Source organism: Chloroflexota bacterium (assembly GCA_026706485.1).
Taxonomy (GTDB): domain Bacteria; phylum Chloroflexota; class UBA11872; order UBA11872; family UBA11872; genus JAJECS01.
This window is the reverse complement of sequence record JAPOYR010000009.1, coordinates 57523-77875: the sequence shown is the minus strand read 5'-3', so window position 1 is coordinate 77875 and position 20353 is coordinate 57523. Positions and strand designations below refer to the sequence as shown.

Below are 20353 nucleotides of genomic sequence, written 5' to 3'. Positions count from 1 at the left end.
GGGCCACCAGCACGAGCGAAGCCCAACGTGCACCGGCCGGATCACCTCCCAGCCCGGTGCCCTACGCTACGGACGCTGCGAGAACCGTCGAGCGCAAACACAACAGCCGTGGGAAATGTCGCGATCGTCGAGGGCATCGAAACGGAATTCGTCGACGACGCCCTGCGGGTGGCCTTCGACGCCTTCGCCAAGAAGTTTCGCCTGGGCTTCCGCGACGCGGACGACCTGATCCGGCTCTTTCACGACTCGGTCGACACGACCAGCTGCTTCTCGGCCTCGGTGGATGGACACTTCGCCGGCATCCTGACCCTTAGGTCGGGCAGCCGGGAGTTCTTTCACCTGAGCCTGACTGCCTTGTTCTTTCGCTTCACGCCCGTGCGGGCGTTCCGCATGCTGGGCAACCTGCTCTTACTGTCCGAGGGCGTTGGCCCCGACGAGTTCATCGTGGAGGCCCTGGCCGTCGATCCGTCGTTCCGCGGCCTGGGCGTCGGCACCGCCCTGATGCAAGCCGCCGAGGCAAAGGCCCGCACCATTGGCAAGCACACCATGTCGCTGGGCGTAATCACCGAAAACGAAGGCGCCATCCGCCTCTACCAGCGGCTCGGCTACACCACCACCAAAACCTGGGACGGCTTCCTGGTCCGGCTGGTGGCGGGATCAACTGCCGTGCATCGCATGGAGAAGTCCGTGGGCGGCGAGTGACAGCACACCCCGCACAGCGGCAGGGCGTGCGGCGACATGGCCATGTAGGGACGGGCCTTGTGCCCGCCCGCGTCGAGCACGGCGGCCCACCGCCGGGTCCGGTTCCCACTCCCCACGGGGGAGGGCGTCGGACGCCGGAGTGACGGCGGGGTGACGCACCTGACGAATTGACCTCCATCCTCACCTTGCCCCTCGACGTTGACCTTGCGGAATTCAGCCGGGCTTGGAGATGACCGTCCGCATCCCGCCCGCGCCCAGGTTCAACGAAGGGTGGATTCCCGCCTCCGCGGGAATGACGGAGGGTTACGCCAGGGTCTCCTCGAAGGGGGAAGGGAAGACTGCAGCGCCTACGTGATGTGGAAGTCGGTGGCGTATTGGATGAGGCCCAGGCGGGCGGCGACGCGGCGTGAGGCTTTGTTGGGCCACGAGGTGCTGTAGAGGGGGATGCGGCCCTGGCGTCGCACCGCGTCCGCCCAGGCTGCCGTGACGGCTCCGGCGTAGCGGCGGCCGCGGTGCCCGGGGAGGGTCTCGACGCCGGCCTCGGACGCGGCGGAGGTCGAGCGGGCGCTGAAGCAGACCGATACCGCCATGCCGTCGACGACCACGGCCATGACGGGGTCGCGGACCGTCAGCTCGTCGGCCAGCCAGGCGAATTCGGGGCTGAGCCGGTTGGTGGTGCAGGGGGTGATCTCGATGAGGTCGGGCGGCCCAAGACTTCCGCCTTCGAGGACTCTTGCGTGGTTGGCCGGAGGCTCACTGCCCTTGCCCGGATCACCCTCACCCTGGCCCTCTCCCGTCAAGGGAGAGGGGATATCGCCCGACCTGCGGCTTCCGGGGGCCTTTGCGTAGGTGGTCGGCAATCCACTCCCGGCGCCCGGATTACCCTTACCCGCTCCCACCAAGGGAGAGGGGACCGGGCCCACCCTCCGCCCGCCAGAAGTCGGATCACCATCGCCCTGACCCCCTCCCCAGCCCTCTCCCTTCCAGGTGGAGGGGGCTGAACCGGAATGACGGAGGGTATTCGCAGCTGATTCGACATCTGGGAACCTGAATGCCGGGCCGAAGTAGATGTTCTGGATCGGTTGCTCGGCGGCGAGCAGCGCTTCGATTGCCGCGCGATTGACCGGTTCGCGGTTGGGATCGTTTGAGGTCAAGTCCGGGGCCGCCAGGTTGCGCAGGACGGCTCGGGTTGATTCGTCCATGCCGCGTCGGAAGCGGAGCACGCAGCGTTCGGTGCTTCGACCGAGGTAGAGGCGGGGAGCCGCGACCTGGTCGGGTTCGGGGTCGTTGGTGGCGACGAGGTTTCCCTGCTCGTCCTGGGTGAACAGGGCGGCGAGGTGCAGATCGAGAAGGTCGGCGGGTTCAGTCAATGGCGATCTTTCAAATAAGTCGGTCTCCCACGCCCAAGCCTCTAAAGCACCCTCACCCTAACCCTTCCAGGGAGAGGGAACCGGACCTGCTTTCCAAGCTCCGTTGGAGGGGTCATGCACGGGTCTCCAACGGGATTCCTGTGGACCAAGCCGACCGTCCGAGCGGCATGAGGAATCCTAACGACACGGCGCCTCCTTTTGACCCCTTAGATTCCTCGCTGCGCTCGGAATGACAGATCACTGCGCCTGGGATGGCAATTCGACGCGCGCCACGCGCCCGCCTCACCTCCCGTCACTGCGCCGGCTCGGCGTCGGGCGGCAGCGTGGCCTTCAGTCCGAAGAGCGACGGCAGCCGTTCGGGTCGGTCCAGCAGCCGCCACCAGCCGTCGTCGCCCTGGACCATTTCGGGCAGCGCCTGGTAGCCGGCGAACGGATATTCCTTCAGCGACTCGATGCGGAAGCCCTGAGCGGCAATCGCGCTGACGATCTCACCCAGGCTGTGGTTCCACTCGTAGGTCGTGGTGTCCCTAATCTCGGCATCGTCCCCGGTGTAGGTGCCGGGCTCGTCGTAGCGGATGGCGTCACCCTCGAAGTACGGCTGCGTGATCACCAGCCGCCCGTCGGAGCGCTCGTCGTCGAGCGCGTGCGCGAGGGGATGCCCATCGCGGATGTAGAAGGTCCCGCCGGGACGCGTGAACCGTCGGACGACGCGCGCCCAGGCCGTCACCGAGGGCAGCCAGCAAAGCACGCCCTCGCTGGCATAGACGATGTCGAACGTCTCGGGGAGGACCTGGGGCGCCTCGTGGACGTCGGCCAGGACGAATCGACCCGGGACGCCGCTGCGGCGGCCAATATCGCGCGCCGCCTCGATCGAGCGCTCGGAGAAGTCGATGCCGGTGACCGTGGCGCCAAGCCGCGCCCACGACAGCGTGTCGAGGCCGATGTGGCACTGCAGGTGGAGCAGGGATTGCCCCCGGACCTCGCCGAGGTGGGCGCGATCGAAGTCCACCGCCTGGGTGAGCGTCCGAGCGCCCGCGACGAAGTCCTCGACGCCGTAGAACTCCGAAGCCAGGTGCGCGGGAACGCGCGAGTCCCAGTTGGCGCGGTTGGTGTTTCGATGTTCGTCGAGCATGGGTGCGGATTCTGCCGAAGCCTCTTCAGGCACGACCACTCGGTCGGGCGAGCCCTTTTCGATGGTAAAGGGCATCGCGCGAGATCCGAGCGGGACGCCGGAAATATCTAGCCGGCGTCCGTGTACCCCTGGCCCCAGCAGACGACCTTTCCGTCGAATCGCAGGCCGCAGGTGTGGCTCGCGCCACTGCTGATGGAAGCGAATCGCTCATCAGCTGGCGGCGCCGCCTGGCCAAAGCCGACTTCGTAGGTGCGTCCGGACAGAACGTAGGTGTCGCCCAGCGCCGCGCCCCAGCAGACGGCGGCGCCGTCTGCCCGCAGGGCGCAGGTGTGGCTCGCGCCGCTGCTGATCGCGGTGAAGCGTTCGCCCTCGGGCGGCGCCGCCTGGCCGTAGTCGTCCTTCCCCCAACAGACCGGCGAGCCATCGGCTCGCAGGGCGCAGGTGTGGCTGGAGCCGCCGCTGATTGCCGCGAACCGCTCGCCCTCGGGTGGCGCCGCCTCACCGTTCCGGTTGCTCCCCCAACAGACCGGCGATCCGTCCGCGCGAAGCGCGCAGACATGGAAGTCGCCGTAGCTGATTGCATTAAACCGCTCGCCCTGAAGCTCTGCCGGCAAATAGTGTCCACCGCGAACGCTGTTGACGAAGCCCGAGCACACGACGGTCCCGTCGCTCCGCAGGCCGCACGAGTCGGAGTTGCCACAGGTGATGGCGACGAACGTCTCATCCCGCGGGGGGAAGGCCGCGCCGTTCGTATTTTCGCCCCAGCAAATCGCGGCGCCGTCCGCTCGCAGACCGCAGGTGAACGACGTGCCGGTGCTGATGGCAGTGAATCGCTCGCCTTCCGGCGGCCATTCGCGCGCATAGTCGCCCCAGCGCCCCGATTGCTCCGGGTCCGGCAGCTGATTGCCCCAGCAAACCGTGGTTCCGTCCGGACGCAGGCCGCAGGTGTAGTCCCAGCCGGCGTCGACGGCCACGAAGGTCTCGTTGGCGATGTCCGCATAGGTCGTGCGCTCCGGTTCGGGAGTGTCGTAGCCCTCGCCCCAGCAGTGGGGTGAGCCGTCCTGGCGCAACGCGCAGGTGAAATGGGCGGCGGCGCTGATTGCCGTGAACTGCTCGCCGCGCGGCGGATGCGCCTGGCCGTACCAGGCGCCGTACGACGGTTCGTAGTTGATGCCCCAGCACACGGCCGTGCCGTCGGGCCGCAGTCCGCAGGTGTGGGAGTGGCCGCCGGTCACCGCGACCAGCCGCTCATGGTCCGGCGCGATCGATTGGCCTCGTCGGGAGCCGCCCCAGCACACCGTCGAGCCGTCGCCGCGGATGCCGCACGCGTGCGACTGGCCCATTCCCAGCGCCACGAAGCGCTCGTGCGCCGGCGTCGATTCCCAAAGCCGGTAGCCCACACTCCAGCACATCGCCGAGCCGTCCTGACGCAGCGCACAGGTGCTTTCGCCGCCGCTGGCAATGGTCGTGAATCGCTCACCGGCCGGCGGCTCCGCGTCGTCATCGTCGAACCAACCGCCCCAGCAGACGACCTGGCCGTCGGCCTTGAGGGCGCAGGTGTGCAATGAACCGCTGGCAATGGCGACGAATGATTCGCCGCGAGGCGGCAGCGCCTGATTGCGATAGCCGGCGAACTTGCCTTCGGGTGTACGGTTGCTGCCCCAGCAGATAGCCTCGCCATCGGAGGCCCGCAGGGCGCACGTGTGGTCGCCCCCGGCGCTGATGGCGCTAAATGTCTCCGGCGGCGGGTTGGCCTCACCAATCTCGTTGTCACCCCAGCAAACGGCCGTTCCATCGTTACGCAGGCCGCAGATGTGGCCGTTGCCGGCGCTGATCGACGCCAACGATTCGCCGCTAACGTCGTCGAAGGGTTTCTCCTTGGGATAGCCGGATCGGTGGCCCGGTCCCTCGCCCCAGCAGATCAGGGTCGAGTCCGTCGCCCGCACGCCGCAGGTCTGGTCCTGGCCGGCGCTGATGGCGGAAAAGGTCTCTCCATAGGGCGGCCTGGCCTGACCCTGATAGTCGTAGAGGAAGTCGTGGCTCGATCCCCAGCAAACGGCGGTCTTGTCGTCGGCGCGGATGGCGCAGGTGTGAGCGCGACCGGCGGTGATGGCGGTGAAGGTGAGTCCCGCCGGCGGCGAGGCCTGGCGGTCCCAGTCGAAACCCCAACAGACGGCGGTGCCGTCCAAGCGCAGACCACAGGTGTGTACGGCGCCGCTGGCGATGTCCATGAAGCGTTCGTCGGCCGGCGGCGAAGCCTGCCCTTCGTCGTTGGCGCCCCAGCAGACGGCGGACCCGTCCTCGCGCAGGGCACAGGTGTGCGCCTTGTAGAGGCCCATCCCGCTACTGATGGCGATGTATCGCTCGCCTTCGGGAGGCGACGACTGGCCATCCTCATCGCTCCCCCAGCAGACGGCGACGCCGTCCTGGCGCAGGCCACAGGTGAACCCGAATCCGCTGCTCACCGCGGTGAAGCGGTCGCCCGCCGGCGGCGTGGACTCTCCGGCATGGTCAGAGCCCCAGCACACGACGGTGCCGTCGTCCCGCAAGGCGCAGGTGTGTCCGCCGCCGCTACTGAGGGTGGTGAACTGCTCGCCATAGGGCACCGAGAGCTCGCCGCTGAGGTTGGGATAGCCGTTGGTGAGCGTCCAGCACACCGGGCGGCCATCCTCGCGCAGGGCGCAGGTGTGTCCGTAGCCGCCGCTGACCGCGCGAACCCGCTGCTCGCTGATGATCTCGTAGGTGGAGCGCCCCGCCGAGGCCACCGGGGTTTCGTAGCCATCGCCCCAGCAGACGGGTCGTCCGTCCTGGCGCAGGCCGCAGTTGTGCACATACCCCAAGCTGACGGCCGAGAGCGTGACGCCCGGTGGAGCTCCCAACGCGCCCTCGCCCCAGCAATTCAGCGTGCCGTCCGGCCGCAGGCCGCAGGCGTAGCGCGCGGCGCTGGCGATCGAGTCGTACTGGTCGACGGTCGGCGCGCGCGCTACGGCGTCGTCCTCATCACCCCAGCAGAACGGGCTGCCATCGGCGTTCAGGGCGCAGGTGTGGTTGGCGCCGCTGCTGATCGATACGAATTGCGCTCCTTCGGGGGGTGAGGCCTGGCCGTCCTCGTTTTCGCCCCAGCAGACCGCCGCGCCGTCCCCGCGCACGCCGCACGTGTGCACGTGTCCGCTGCTGATGGCGACAAGCTGCTCGCCGTCCGGCGGCGACGCCTGGCCCTGCCCGTTCCAGCCCCAGCAGACCGGCGTGCCGTCCGCCCGCAGGGCGCACGTGTGCGCAAAGCCGCTGCTAAGAGTTGTGAAGCTCTCGCCGGACGGCGGCGCCGTCCGGCCGCTCGACGGATCGCCCCAGCAAACCGGCGTGCCGTTCGACCGCAGGGCGCAGACATGCCGCTCCCCGCTGCTGAGAGCCACGAATCGCTCATTGGCCGGCGGCGACGCTTGGCCGTAATCGTCCATGCCCCAACAGACGGGGGCGCCGCTTGGATCAAGCGCGCAGGTGAAGCGATGGCCGTTGCTGATCGAGGTGAGCACCTGACCGCTGACCGCCTCGAAACCGCGGGTGCTCAGGCCTTCGGGGATTTCCGTGCCGGGCCCGAAGCGCCAGCACCGGTGTGACCCGTCCGCGCGGAGTCCGCAGGTAAATCGAAAGCCGCTGCTGATGGCGACGAACCGCTCCCCGGGTGGCGGGGACGCCTGGCCGGCGTCCTGGGCGTAACCGAAGAAATATTGAATCGCTCCCCAGCAAACGGGCGTGCCGTCGGCTCGCAGGCCGCAGGTGTGGGAGGCGTTGGCGCTGATGCTGACCAACCGCTCGCCGGCAGGCGGCGAGGCCTGGCCCTCGTCGTTGTCGCCCCAGCAAACCGCCGTACCGTCGGGCCGCAGCCCGCAGGTGTGCACCCAGCTGCCGCTGATGGCGGTGAATGTCTCGCCCGCCGGCGGAGACCCGCGACCAAACAGGTCGCTGCCCCAGCACACCGCCGTGCCGTCAGCCCGGAGGCCGCAGGTGTGGGACCAGCCGCTGCTGATGGCGGTAAATCGCTCGCCTTCGGGCACCGAGGTTTGATCGACACGGTCGCTGCCCCAACAGACGGCGGCGCCATCGGACCGCAGGGCGCAAGTATGGTTCGAGCCGCTGCTGACGGCGACGAATCCCCCGCCGGCGGGCGGCGCCGCCTGGCCGAAGTCATCCTCGCCCCAGCAGGCAATGGCGCCGTCCAGCCGCACACCGCAGGTGTGGGCCCAGCCGCTGCTGACGGATGCGAATTTCTGGCCGACCGGGGGCGATGACCGCCCATACCCATCGTCGCCCCAGCACCAGGCTGTGCCGCTGGCATCGAGGCCGCAGACATGCACACCACCGCTGCTGATCGACTTCAGGGGAACGTCGGGACCGGTCGGCTTGGGTGGGAATTCCTCGGGTCCCTGGAAGTGCTCGCCCCCGGGCGGCGACGACTCGCCATATTCGTCGCTGCCCCAGCACACCAACGCCCCGTCATCGCGGCGAATGCCGCAGGTGTGCTCCCGACCACTGCTGATGGCGCTGAACTTCTGCCGCTCCGGCGGTGGATCGACCCAGCCCCAGCAAACGGCCGTGCCGTTGGTCCAAAGACCGCAACCGCCCTGCCCAGCCATTTCACGCCCGCTGATGGCGGTGAGGCGCTGGTAGCCGCGCGGATATTGGCCGCTGTAGACCACGTCCGATCGCGCGCCCCAGCAGATCGGCGAGCCGTCGAGCTCAATGCCGCAGGTGTAGCCATAGGCGCTGTCCACCACGAGCAGCGGCACCTCGGGGGGCGCTTCCCATCCCGTGTGGCCGTCCCAGTACGGCTCGGGCCCCCAGCACACGGGGATTCCGTCCGCGCGCAGCCCGCAAGTGTGACCGGAGCCGCTGCTGACGACGGTGAAACGCTCGCCTTCCGGAGGTGTGGACTCACCGGATTGATCGCTTCCCCAGCACACGGCCCTGCCGTCCGCCCGGAGGCCGCAGGTGTGGTAGGAGCCGCTGCTGATGGACACGAAGCGTTCGCCGTCAGGCGGCGAGGCCTGGCCCCAGTTGTCGCGTCCCCAGCAGACCGCGGTCCCGTCCTGGCGCAAGGCGCAGGTGTGCTGTCCGCCGGAGTCAATGGCCGCAAACCGCTCCCCCTCAGGCGGATTGGACTGGCCGAAGCCAACCTGCCCAAAGCCGGGCCGCTGGGCGCCGTCCTGAACGCCCCAGCACACGGGCTCTCCGTCGGCCCGCAGCGCGCAGCTGTGATAGTCGCCGCTGCTGATGGCGATGAACCGCGCGCCGGCCGTCGTCTGTTGGGACTGGGCAGCCGAGGGCGGCGTGAGCGTGAACACCGGCAATCCCGCGACCTCGTGCCGCGCGACGGGCGCCTTGGCGGCGTCCGGAATGATCACGTTGCTCAGCCGCTTCACCTTGTCCGGCACGTTCTGCAGGTTGACGCGGCCGACCGTGGTCCCGGGCGCGGGTACGTTCCAGATCACGAAGACGGTGCGCTGGGCGCGCAGCAGCTGAAGGCCTTGGGGATTGCCGTTGACCTCCCGCTCCTCATAGCGAATCGGCAAGCCGTAGAGATTCAGCCAGTCGGGCTCGCCGAGGAACCGCTCCTTGATGGCCGCGTTCTGGTCCAGCAGTGCCAGGTGATTGCGGGTGATGGTGGCGAAGTTGGCCCCTCGATCGGCCTCGAGCACCTGGTGCGACGGGACGTTGGGTAGCTCGACCTCGGGGTACCGGTTCGCCAGCACATCGAGGGTGTTGTAGTAGTTCATGCGGGACTTGCCGGGGTCCCACTGGAGGATGGCCTTTTGAAAGGCCTGCAGCGTGAACGGGCCGCTGACCCAGCGCTGGCTGATGGGATAGCCGAGAGCCTGGAGGTCGCGGTCGCGGACGAAGTCCCACAGCGGCACGCCGCCACCGTTGGTCACAGCGAAGCCGTCATTGGGATCGATGGTGTCGCCGCCGGTGATGGTGAAGAGGCAGCCGTCGTCGAGGCCAACGCCCTCGCAATCAAGTGCCGCCGCGGGCGAGCGGAAGGTGGGCGCGGCCGCGGCGGCAACAGCCACGACAAGGGCAACCGCGAATAGCGCAGCGATCCCAGGCAATCGGCGGCGTCCACGAGCTAGATTGCGCGCCTGCATGCCTTTTTGGCCCATGATCACGGGATTCCCCCGCAAGAGATTACGCCGCCGGGGACCGAATCGTTCCCTCGGTTTTCGGAAATTCACCGGTTTCTTTGGGAGTCGTCAATCGCCGGCGCGGTGAGCAGGGAGGGCGGTGCCGATCGAAGAGCCGGGTGTGTGCTGCCAACGGAGACCTTCGCAGAATCCAGCCAAGCTTGAGGATGACCCGGCGCTTCCCATTCGCCCCAGGTTCAATGAAGGGTAGATTCCCGTTCCCCGCCTGCGTGGGGACAGGCTCCGCGGGAATGACGAAAGATCACGCGCAGGTTTCCACGGGCAGTAGCACCGCGTTTCACCGTGGTGCCAGACAACCGACATCAGGAGCGTTATTCGTGCTTGGCGCGCCAACGTAGAGTGAGGTAGCACCATGCTCTCACCGTGGCTGGACAACTTGATCTGGGACGCGGCGGTCCTTCTGGCTGCCGTGTTGTTGGACCTGCTGCTGCCGGAACCGCCCAACGCGTTGCACCCAGTCGTCTGGATCGGGAAGGTCACGGGGGCGCTGCGACGAGTCGCTCCGCAGCAGCCGGTCGCCGCCTTTGCCTTCGGCTGCATGATGGTGGCCGCAGTCGTGGGCGGTGCGGGCGCCGCCGCGTGGTTCGGTTTGGCTGCGCTGGCCGCCATACATCCGATTGCGTACCTGATCGCCGGGGCCGTGGTGCTGCGCACGGCGTTCGCGGTGACTGGGTTGACGGCGGCGGTGCATCGGACCAGGCGGGCGCTGGCCGAGGGTCGGCTGGATGCCGCGCGGGAGAGCCTGCGCAGCCTGGTCAGCCGCAACGCCGCCGCGCTTGCCCCGCCGCTGGTGGCCGCCGCGGCGATCGAGTCCGTGGCCGAAAACACCTCCGACAGCTTCGTGGGGCCCTGGCTGGCGTTTGCGGTCTTCGGCGTGCCGGGCGCCATCGCCTATCGGGCGCTGAACACCATGGACAGCATGGTGGGCTACCGCGGGACGACCGAGTACCTGGGCAAGGCAGCCGCTCGGCTGGACGACCTGACGAATCTGATTCCCGCCCGATTGAGCGCGTTGCTGCTGCTGGCGAGTGGCCGGCTGGCGCGGCATCCGGTGGGCCGCGCCTGGCGCACAATGCGGCGCGATGGCGGCACGACGGCCAGCCCAAATGCGGGATTGACCATGAGCGCGATGGCGGGGCTGCTGGGAGTCTGCTTGGAGAAGCCGGGGCACTACCGACTGGGCGAGGGGTTCCGCGACCCGGAGGCTACCGACATCGGCCGCGCCGTGACGATCGTCAATCGGACGGCGGCGCTTGCCGTCGTCGTTTCGCTGGGCGTGCTGGCCGCGCGCCACGCGATTACCGGTTGACCGGACCACGCCACCCAACATGTCCACGGTGCACGGGGGATTCGACACCGCCGAATTGCGTGCCGCGAACCTGACGCGTGACCAGGTGTTGGACTTCAGCTCCAATATCAATCCGCTGGGACCGTCGCCGCGAGTGCGGCAGGCCGCGGCCGAGGCGGACCTCTCGGCCTATCCCGATCGTGAGTGCCTGATTCTGCGTGAGGCGCTGGCCGTCAGACTTGGCGTCGGCGTCGATCAGCTGTTGGTTGGCAACGGATCGACGGAGCTGATCCACTTGCTGGCTCACGCCCATGTGCCGCCTTGGTCCACCTGCCTGGTGTTCGCGCCGACATTCGGAGAGTACGAAGCGGCGGCGGATGCTACCGGCGCGCACATGGAGTTTGTGGTGTCCGCCGCGGCGGATGGATTTCGGTGGTCCATCGACGCGGCGGTGGAGACTATCGCGGCAACGCGTCCGGCGCTGGTGTTTCTGTGCAACCCGAACAATCCCACCGGCGTCTACCTGGATCGTGAATCCGTGGAGCGGCTGTGCGCGGCCGTGGGCCCGGACGGGCTGCTGGCGCTGGACACGTCATACGTGCCGCTGGCCGACGCCGGATGGGACGCGCTGCCGCTGCTGCAACGCGGCAATGTGGCGTTGCTGCACTCAATGACCAAGGACCATGCGGTGGCCGGCGTGCGGCTGGGCTACATGGCGGCGCCGCCGCCGGTGGTTGAAGCCAGCCGTCATCTCCAGCCGTCGTGGAGCGTGAATGCCGTGGCGCAGGCAGTGGGCCTTGCCGCGCTCGCGGACGCGGCACACGTGGCCGCCGCGCGGGAGGTCATCGCGGAATCCAAGGCCCAGCTTCAGGCACAGCTTGCCGCCCTGGGCGTGCCGGCGGTTCCCTCGGCCGCCAACTTCATGCTGGTGCGGGTGGGCGATGCCGCCGGTGTGCGCCGTGCGTTGCTGCGTCGGCGAATCCTGGTGAGGGACTGCACGTCGTTTGGCCTGCCCGACTTCATTCGCATTGCCGTGCGCCGGCCCGAGGAGTGCGCCCGGCTCGTGGCGGCGCTGCGGGACGTGCTGGCGCATGGGTAGCCGCCGCGCCAAAGTGCTGATGGTCCAGGGCACGTCGTCGCATGCGGGCAAGTCGGTCGTGGCGACGGCCTTGTGCCGCATCTTCGCCCAGGACGGATTTCAGGTTGCGCCCTTCAAGGCGCAAAACATGTCCCTGAATTCCTACGCCACGCCCGACGGCGGCGAGATTGGCCGGTCCCAGGCGGTGCAGGCCGCGGCGGCGCTGGCGGCCCCGAGCGTGGACATGAACCCCATCCTGCTCAAGCCCGAGGGCGACCGCCGCTCCCAGGTGGTGCTGCTGGGCCGGCCGCAGGCCGCCGCCTCGGCGCGCGAGTACCAGCAACTCAAGCCCGAGATGTGGTCGACGGTAACGGCGGCGCTCGATCGGTTGCGAGCAGAGTTTGACGTTGTGGTGATCGAGGGCGCCGGGAGCCCCGCGGAGATCAACCTCAAGCAGCACGACATCGTCAACATGCGGGTCGCGCTCCACGCCCAGGCGCCGGTGCTGCTGGTGGGCGACATTGATCGCGGCGGGATCTTCGCCCAGCTCGTCGGGACGATGGAGCTTCTGGAGCCGGAGGAGCGGGCGCTCGTCGGCGGGCACGTGATCAATAAGTTTCGCGGCGATCCCTCGCTGCTGGACTCGGGCCTGGAGTTCCTGCGCGAACGCACCGGCGCACCGGTGGTGGGCGTGGTGCCGTATTTCACGGACATCCACATTCCGGAGGAAGATTCGGTCGGTCTGGTGGCAGACCCAACGATCGACGACAAGGCGGCAATCGACGTTGCCGTGATGCGGCTGCCGCGAATCGCCAACTTCGACGACTTCGATCCGCTGCGGCACGAGCCCGGGGTGCGGGTGCGACTCGTGGCACGGGCGTCTGAGTTTGGCGATCCGGACCTGGTGGTCATCCCCGGGAGCAAGACCACGGTGGCCGATCTTGGCTGGTTGCGTGAGCGGGGCCTGGCCGACCGCATCACGAAGGCGCGTCGCCGTGGGATGCCGGTGATCGGCATCTGCGCGGGCTACCAGATGCTTGGCGAGCGGCTGTTGGATCCGGACTCGGTTGAATCGCGGGCAGCAGAGACGCCGGGCCTGGGGCTCCTGCCGGCCACTACTAGATTTCATTCGGACAAGGCGACGTATCAGGTCAAGGCGCGGGTCGCCGGGAGCCAGGGTCTACTGAGCCGGTGCAGGGGCGCGCAGGTCGTCGCCTACGAAATCCACATGGGGGTGACCACGGCCACAGACTGTTCCAGTCCCTTTTTGGTGGAGGAGCAGTCTGGACAACGCATCGACTTCTCGGACGGGGCAATGGATGCCGAAGGCCTGACGCTGGGCACCTATCTGCACGGCCTCTTTCACAATCGGGACGTGCGCCGCTCGATTCTGGCCTGCGCCGGCGCGCGGCGCGGGCTCAGCCTGCCGACCGACCATGACGACATCGAGCCGAACGCCGAGTACGACAAGCTGGCGTCGCTGGTGCGTGAGCACCTCGACATGGGATTGATCTATGGCCTGACAGGTCTCGAGCGGTGACTTCATCGCTCTGCGCTGATCCGGCCGAAGGCGTCGTCGCGCGCGGCGTGGCTTGGGCGCCGGGCACCTGCGGCGAGCTAGCCCAGGGCGAGTTGGACGGCACGACCGTGATGGTGACCTGTCCCATCGACATGGGCTCGACGGCGACGGTTGAGGTATCGGACGGCGCCGGATGTGTCGACGGTCCCGCCAACGCTCCCAAGGCCCGCCGGGCCGTGGCGCTCGCGCTGGAGTTTCTCGGGCATCGAGACCTGGACGCTCGCCTGAGCTTGGAGAGGTCGCTGCCGCGAGCCAAGGGCATGGCCAGCAGCACGGCCGACGTGGCGGCGACCATCGGTGCGACGGCGGCGGCCTTGGGCGCGGCGGTGTCGCCGCGGCAACAGGCCGACCTGGCGCTGTACGTGGAGCCAAGCGACGGCGTGATGCTGCCCGGCATCGCGCTCTTCGATCACCGCGGCGGTCGTGTGGCCCGGTCGCTGGGAGACCCGCCTCCGATGCGCGTCCTCGCGCTGGAGTTTGCCGACGAGGTCGATACCGAGGCCTTCAACGCGGTGGACCGACGCGCCGAGCTTCGATCCCACGCCTCGCGGTTTCGCGACGCCCTGAACCTCATCACAGCCGGATTGGCCGACGGAGACGCAAAGCTCGTCGGCGAGGGCGCGACGCTGAGCAGCCTGGCGAACCAGGCGGTGCTCCCCAAGCCGCAGCTCGCGACGGTGCTCGAGCTGGCACAGGCCGCCGGAGCCGTCGGCGTCAACGTCGCGCACAGCGGCACCGTGCTGGGGCTGCTCTTCGCGGACGACGCCGACCGCATCGGCTGGGCCGCGCACCACGCGCGGACTCGCCTGCCGGGCCTCGTCGCGGTGCATGACCGCCGAGTCGTCGGCGGGGGTGTGGTTGCTGGCGGCAGCGGCGCCGCGCGTCGCTAGGGTGCGCACGCCCGAAATCGACCGCCTCGGTCAGAGTCCGAGCAGCGATGGGGACTGCTTAGGCTACCCGCAGAAGGAAAGCCCGTCAGCTTCGACATCGTTGTCGGGGATCTTTTTCCAGACCACCGGCAAGCAGCCCGTGAGCTGATTGTTTCCGACGCGGAGAAACTGAAGATTGCCCAACCGCCCCAACGCGGGCGCAATGGGGCCTTCGAACTGGTTAGAGCTGAGATCCAGCTTGCTCATGCTGATCAGGCCGCTCAACTCCACGGGGATTTCACCGGTCAGTTGGTTGTCGTTGAGATGCAGGAATTGAAGGCTCCGCATTTCGCCGAGCTCACCTGGAATCGGTCCGGTGAGCTGATTGTTTGCCAGGCGGAGCTCGTACACCCTTTCCAGCCCGCCCAGCTCCGCCGGAATCGGCCCCATCAACTGGTTGGAACTCAGGTCCAGCACGCTGAGTTCAGTCAGTTGCCCAAGTGCTGCGGGGATCGGGCCAGTCAATTGGTTGTCGTCAAGCATCAGCCGCCTTAGGGATCGCAGCTGGCCAAGCTCCTGGGGAATTGTTCCCGTGAGTTGATTGGCCCCTAGGCGCAACTCGTCAAGATTGCGAAGCGTGCCCAACTCCGCAGGAATCGGCCCGGTCAACTGATTGTGGTCGAGGTGCAGCCGCGTCAGGCTTCTGACTTCGCCGAACTCCGTCGGAATCGTCCCCGTGAGCCGGTTGTTGTGAAGGATCAGGTGGTGGAGTTGGGTCAGTCGAGACATTTCGTTTGGGATGGGGCCCGTGAGTTGGTTGTTCGAGAGGTCCAGCGCCGTCAGATTCACCAAGTTGCCCAAGTTCGCTGGAATAGTCCCAGTCAACTGGTTGGAAGCGAGACCAAGGCCCGTCAGCTTCGGCAAGTTGCCCAGTTCCGGCGGGATAGCCCCCGTTAACCGGTTGAAAGCAAGACCAAGGCCCGTCAGCTTCGGCAGATTTCCCAATTCCGGCGGGATGGTGCCAGTCAACTGGTTGTTGGATAGTCCGAGAACCGACACATTCGCCAAATCGCCTAATTCGGGTGGGATCGGACCGGTCAACTGGTTGTCGTAGAGCTTGAACTCCCACACCCTTTCCAGCTGGCCCAGCGTAGCCGGGATCGGCCCCGACAACTGGTTTCCGTGGAGATAGAGCGTCCCCAGTTTGGTGAGGCGTCCTAGCGACGCCGGGATCGGACCGGTCAACTGGTTGTCGTAGAGCCAGAGCTCGTCCAATTTCACCAGTTCGCCAAGCTCTGGTGGAATCGGCCCGGTCAGCTGGTTTGCGCCAAGGTACAGCCACGCCAGGTTGACCAGTTGGCCAAACTCCGCCGGGATGCCGCCAGACAACTGATTGTGGCCAAGGGACAGCCACCAAAGTTTTGTTAAGTTGCCGAGCGTCGCCGGAATCGCACCGGTCAGCTGGTTGCTGCCGAGCAGCAGCTCGGCCAAATCGGTCAACCGGCCCAGCTCCGCCGGGATAGACCCCGTGAGTTGGTTTCCTCCAAGGCTGAGCGCTCGCAGCTGGAAGAGGTGGCCCACGTCCGGCGGAATCTCGCCGGTGAGCTGATTGTCGTGGATATCCAACTCTCTCAGGTTAATCAGCCTGCCCAGGGTCGCCGGAATGGCACCAGTCAGCTCGTTGCCGGCGAGGTCGAGCTCCGTCAGCCTGACCAACCGGCCCAGCTCCTCTGGGATTTCGCCCGTGAGATTGTTTGAGCTGAGATTCAGCTTCCTCAGACTGGCCAGCTCGCCCAGTGCCGCCGGGACGGTACCCGACAGTCCACGCTGATAGAGGTCCAGCTCCTGCACGCGCGACGGCGTGCCGCCAACAACCACCCCTAGCCAGGTGCTGAGGGCGCGATCAGCGCTCCAGTGGAGCCCGGCGGCGCCAGCCAAGGAGTCGCGAATGCTCAACAGCGTCGCGCAGTCACGCACGAGGCCGGGATTAGCCTGCGGCTGCGGCACGGCTGCGCCATCCGCGCAGGGACCGCTCACTGGGCCCGCGGAGTCCCCAACGCCGTCCGCCGGGGTCGGCACGCCGCAAAACGGATGCTCCGGAGGACCGACGTCATTTTCGCGAACGATTGCCAGAGCCGCTGGAATGCAGCCCGTGAGCCGATTGCCGGCAAGGCCAAGCTGCTCCAACACGGCCAGCTCACCGAGCGCCGACGGAATGGCGCCCGTCAACTGGTTGTTGGCGAGGTTGAGAATGGTCAGGTTGTCCAATTGGCCCAATTCCACCGGGATTGGCCCCGTCAGTTGATTGTTGGCGAGGTTGAGAATCCCGAGCGACCGCAGTTGACCGAGGTCCGCGGGTATTGGTCCCGTCAACTGGTTGCTGGAGAGGTCCAGCTCCCCCAATCCCCACATATGGCCCAGCGCCGCGGGAATCGACCCCGTCAGCTGGTTGCCGGCCAGCCGCAACCGCGCCAGATTCGCGAACTCACTCAACGCCTCTGGCATGGCGCCGGTCAGCTGGTTGCGGCTGAGGTCCAGCCGCCACAAGTTGGAAAGCTTGGTCAACTCGGTAGGGACCGACCCCGTCAAAGCGTTCCCAGACAGATCGAGTTCACGCAGATCCCTCAGCTGACCGAGCGCCGACGGGACAGAGCCGCTCAGCCGGTTGTTTGCCAGGGACATCTCGGTCAGGCTCGTTAGTCGGCCCAACGCTGGCGGAATCGGGCCTGAAATCTGATTGTGGTCGACCCGCAGCACTTGCAACGCTGCCAAGCTCCCCAGCGTGTCCGGCAGCGCCCCGGTGAGCCGGTTTTCTCCGAGGTGCAGCCCCCTGAGGCTTTCCAATTCCCCCAAGGCCGCCGGGATCGAGCCCGTCAACTGGTTGCCCAACAGGCTCAGCACCTCCAGCCTCGTCAGGTTGCCCAATTCCCGTGGAATCTCCCCGTTCAACTGGTTGAGGCCGAGGGTCAGTTCCGTCAGGTTGGTCAGCTGTGTCAGCGCCACGGGAATTGTCCCCGTCAGGCTGTTTCCCCAGAGGCTGAGTCTCCGCAGCTCCGTCAACTGGCCGAGTTCCGGCGGAATCTCGCCTGTCGCGCCGATGCTGCTGATCTCCAGGTAGCGCAATTCCGTGAGGCTGCCGAGCTCGGGCGGAATCATCCCGCCCCGATACTCGCCGTACAGATAGAGCCCGTGCACACGGGGTGGGCTCCCGTCAATGTAGATGCTCTCCCATTTGGACATTCGCGTGGTGGGACTCCAATTCAACGATCCGTCCGGCATCACCACGTCGCGAATCCGCAGCAGAGTGCGGCAGTCGCTGACCAAGCCGGGATCGGCTTGCGGATCCGGTACGGCGCGGCCTTCGCAGCCTTCGGTGTCCACCGTGACGGCCGGCCGTGCGGTGGCCGCCGTGACTGCGGGCCGCAACCTGGCCGCGACCGCTTGATCGTGAATATGGTCATTTCGTGTCGGGACCGGAGCCAGAGTCGCCGGCGACGCGGGCTCGCGCCCCGGCTGCGACGTGTCCCCTTCGGCAAGCGGGCGCTCGCCCGTCTGGGCGGTGGACAGGGGAACCGCCGGCGGCCGGAGACCTGGCTGTTCGGCGGGCGGCGCGCCGTCGCAGACGGCCCCAGCCAGCATGACCGCCAATCCGACGGTCGTAAGCAGTCTGCGAATCGAGCGTGACGCCGATGGTTTCGCACGCATGCCTGGCCGGGCCATCACCTCTTGCCTCCCCCAAGAGACAATACGCGGTTCGGTGGTCAATCGTTCCCTCGGCTCGCGGGACAACCTTGGTCTTTTGATCGAAGCGTCGTCGCCGCGCGAGGAGTCCCTTGAACAAAGAGGTAGGGACGGATCGCGAACCGTCCCTCTCTGCGGGTCAGCAGGTTCAGCGGCCGCTAGATTCCCGCCGTCGGGGGCTTTTGCAAAATCCAGTCTGACGTAGGTTGGTCGGAGGAATCCCGGCAGTCCCCAGATTCAGCGAAGGGTGGATTCCCGCTCCCCGCCTGCGCGGGGACAGGCTTCGCGGGAATTACGGAGCGGTTACGAAAGGGTCTCCCTTCGCAGGAGTGACGGACGAGCTATGCAAAGGTTTCCGCGAGCGGGCGTGGAACGACCGTGGTTACCGCCCGCCCGTTCCTTCTCCGGGCATTCGGGCCGAGGCAAGGGTGCTGATGTTCACCGGCACCCCGGCGTACATCACGATCACGTCGTCCGCCGCGGCGGCGACGATCTGGTTGACGCGCCCCAGCTCGTCGGCGAAGGCGCGTGCCAGCTCATTCGCCGGGATGACGCCGAGGCCTACTTCGTTGCTGACGACGATCCAGGAGGCGTCGCCGTCTTCGTAGAGCTTGAGCAGACGGTCGGCTTCGCCCGAGATGTCCGGGCGGGCCTGGCTCTCGTCGGCGGGCCTGAGCAGCAGATTGCTGACCCAGAGGGTGAGGCAGTCGAGCAGCACGGTGTCGTAGTCGGGCAGGCGCGGAACCAGGGCCGCTGCCGGGTCGAGCGGCTCTTCGAGCGTGTCCCAGTGTTCGGGTCGCTCCGCCCGATGGGCCTGGATGCGGGCGGCCATTTCCGCGTCGCCGGCCTCCGCCGTGGCCACGACCAGCACGCGTTGCCCGGTCTGCGCCAGCGTCTGTGCATGGCGGCTCTTGCCGGCGCGCACGCCGCCCAGCACCAGGGTCAGCCGCTTGCTCATATTGGAGTATCACGGTCCTCGGCGGGCAAGTGGCTGATGTCGTTCCACCGAACGAGCGTGCGTCCGTCCGAGTGATTCCGGATGATGGCCAGGCTGGCGCAGTGGATCCGAAAGCGCCAGAAGTCGGTGACCGCCAGGTCCAGCAAGGCGACGGCTAGGGCGCGAATCGATCCGCCGTGGGCGACGATCAGGATGTCCTCCGACGGATCATGGCGCTCGGCGGCACGGGTGCAGAATCGTCGCACCCGGTCCAGCACCTGCCAGGTGTTCTCGCCGCCCGGGGCGGCAAATGCCTCGTTGCCCGCGCTGATCCGCTCGGACAGCGCGCCTGGACGCCGGGCCTCGATCTCCTCCGCCGTCAGGCCCTCCCACTCGCCAAAGGAAAACTCGCGGAGGTCCGGATCGGTGGCGATCGCGATGTCACGGTCCGCCGCGATGATTTGGGCGGTCTCGTGGGTCCGCGCGAGATCGCTGCTGTAGATCGCATCGAAGGGGAGGTCTGTCAGCCGCTTTGCCAAGTGGCTCACCTGGCGCCTGCCGGTGGCATTCAGGGACACGTCCACCTGGCCTTGAATCCGCTCGGTGCGGTTCCAGTCGGTTTCGCCGTGACGCACGAGATACCAGTGACCCATCGTCCCTCCTACGAACGCCCGCCGGCGCCAATAATCAATTGCGTCACTTACCAGAACGGGGCGTCGACCAGCGCCGGCGCCACGCTGAGGCCCAGCAGCAGGACCGCCACTTCCCCGACCTCATTGGTGGCGCCGTAGGTGTCCCCGGTCATGCCGCCGAGCAGGCGCCGAAACCACCAGCCGAGTCCCAGCGCGACTCCCGTAGCGATCCCCAGCAGAAGAATCCCCGCAATGCCCAGGAGCAGCCAACCGGCCAGCGCGGCCGTGGCGAGGGCCATCACGAGCTGACGCCAGCTGGCGCCGGCCTGGAACGCCGTACCGAGGCCCTGGGATCGGACATAGGGAAACACACCCATGGTGGCCACGATGCCCCAGCGCGACAGGCAGGGGAAGAGGACCAGGAGGCTGGTGCGTTCCGCGTCGGAGATTCCCGTCACCAGGGTCCATTTCAGCAGCAACAGGCTCGCACCGCCAACGACGGCGAACGCGCCGACGCGGGAGTCGCGCAGAATCTCCAACCGCGCCTCGCGGTCGCGTCCGCCGAGCACTCCGTCGCAGGTATCCAAGAATCCTTCGGTATGGATGGCACGCGTCAGAGCCAGCAGGGCCGCGACCAGCAGCGCGCCCACCGCCGGTAAGGGCAAGACTTGGCGCGCGGCGAGGTCCAAGCCTGCCAGGATCCCGCCGAGCCCGAGGCCGACGAGCGGGAAATAGGCGCGCGCCGGCCCCATGGGTCCCGCATGCCTCGGCGCGAACGGCAGCACCGTCAAGAATCCAATGGCGAGCCGCAGGTTTCTCACGGAG

General features: G+C 67.5%; 12 protein-coding genes. 5 read left to right on the top strand and 7 right to left on the bottom strand.

Annotation, left to right across the window (positions count from 1 at the left end; translation table 11 throughout):
• The first annotated feature begins 108 nt into the window (after positions 1–108).
• On the top strand, positions 109–702 hold the full coding sequence (locus OXG79_07165) for a GNAT family N-acetyltransferase (GenBank protein ID MCY3783549.1): 594 nt from the start codon (positions 109–111) through the stop codon (positions 700–702).
• A 347-nt stretch (positions 703–1049) separates the two neighbouring features.
• Here the strand turns inward: OXG79_07165 and OXG79_07160 are convergent, their stop codons facing one another.
• The 3 genes from OXG79_07160 to OXG79_07150 form a co-directional block, all read right to left on the bottom strand.
• On the bottom strand, positions 1050–2072 hold the full coding sequence (locus tag OXG79_07160; GenBank protein MCY3783548.1) for a GNAT family N-acetyltransferase: 1023 nt from the start codon (positions 2070–2072) through the stop codon (positions 1050–1052).
• A gap of 292 nt (positions 2073–2364) precedes the next feature.
• Positions 2365–3279, bottom strand: a complete 915-nt coding sequence (locus OXG79_07155) for a class I SAM-dependent methyltransferase (GenBank protein MCY3783547.1) — start codon at positions 3277–3279, stop codon at positions 2365–2367.
• A 32-nt stretch (positions 3280–3311) separates the two neighbouring features.
• A complete protein-coding gene (locus OXG79_07150; protein ID MCY3783546.1) occupies positions 3312–9272 on the bottom strand; it encodes a hypothetical protein in 5961 nt (1986 codons plus the stop codon).
• Between the two features lie 484 nt (positions 9273–9756).
• Here OXG79_07150 and cbiB point away from each other — a divergent pair, with 484 nt between their 5' ends.
• The 4 genes from cbiB to OXG79_07130 are packed head-to-tail and all read left to right on the top strand — an operon-like array spanning position 9757 to position 14239.
• Positions 9757–10713 (top strand): adenosylcobinamide-phosphate synthase CbiB, encoded by a 957-nt coding sequence (gene cbiB, locus OXG79_07145; GenBank protein MCY3783545.1) that lies wholly within the window; start codon positions 9757–9759, stop codon positions 10711–10713.
• A gap of 19 nt (positions 10714–10732) precedes the next feature.
• Positions 10733–11791, top strand: a complete 1059-nt coding sequence (locus tag OXG79_07140) for a histidinol-phosphate transaminase (protein ID MCY3783544.1) — start codon at positions 10733–10735, stop codon at positions 11789–11791.
• Positions 11784–13310: a cobyric acid synthase gene (locus OXG79_07135; GenBank protein ID MCY3783543.1), complete on the top strand. Its 1527-nt coding sequence runs from the start codon at positions 11784–11786 to the stop codon at positions 13308–13310. Before OXG79_07140 ends, OXG79_07135 begins: the two co-directional genes overlap by 8 nt.
• The gene (locus OXG79_07130; protein ID MCY3783542.1) at positions 13307–14239 is read left to right on the top strand and encodes a GHMP kinase; all 933 of its coding nucleotides are present in this window, start codon (positions 13307–13309) and stop codon (positions 14237–14239) included. Before OXG79_07135 ends, OXG79_07130 begins: the two co-directional genes overlap by 4 nt.
• 63 nt (positions 14240–14302) lie before the next feature.
• On the opposite strand, the gene OXG79_07125 is transcribed toward OXG79_07130, so the two are convergent.
• The 4 genes from OXG79_07125 to OXG79_07110 form a co-directional block, all read right to left on the bottom strand.
• Complete coding sequence (locus tag OXG79_07125; GenBank protein ID MCY3783541.1) at positions 14303–17644, bottom strand: hypothetical protein; 3342 nt, start codon at positions 17642–17644, stop codon at positions 14303–14305.
• A gap of 697 nt (positions 17645–18341) precedes the next feature.
• Positions 18342–18917, bottom strand: a complete 576-nt coding sequence (gene cobU / locus OXG79_07120; GenBank protein MCY3783540.1) for a bifunctional adenosylcobinamide kinase/adenosylcobinamide-phosphate guanylyltransferase — start codon at positions 18915–18917, stop codon at positions 18342–18344.
• Positions 18914–19549, bottom strand: a complete 636-nt coding sequence (locus OXG79_07115; protein ID MCY3783539.1) for a histidine phosphatase family protein — start codon at positions 19547–19549, stop codon at positions 18914–18916. The genes cobU and OXG79_07115 overlap by 4 nt, the downstream gene beginning before the upstream one ends.
• A 47-nt stretch (positions 19550–19596) precedes the next feature.
• Complete coding sequence (locus tag OXG79_07110) at positions 19597–20349, bottom strand: adenosylcobinamide-GDP ribazoletransferase (GenBank protein MCY3783538.1); 753 nt, start codon at positions 20347–20349, stop codon at positions 19597–19599.
• Positions 20350–20353 lie beyond the last annotated feature (4 nt).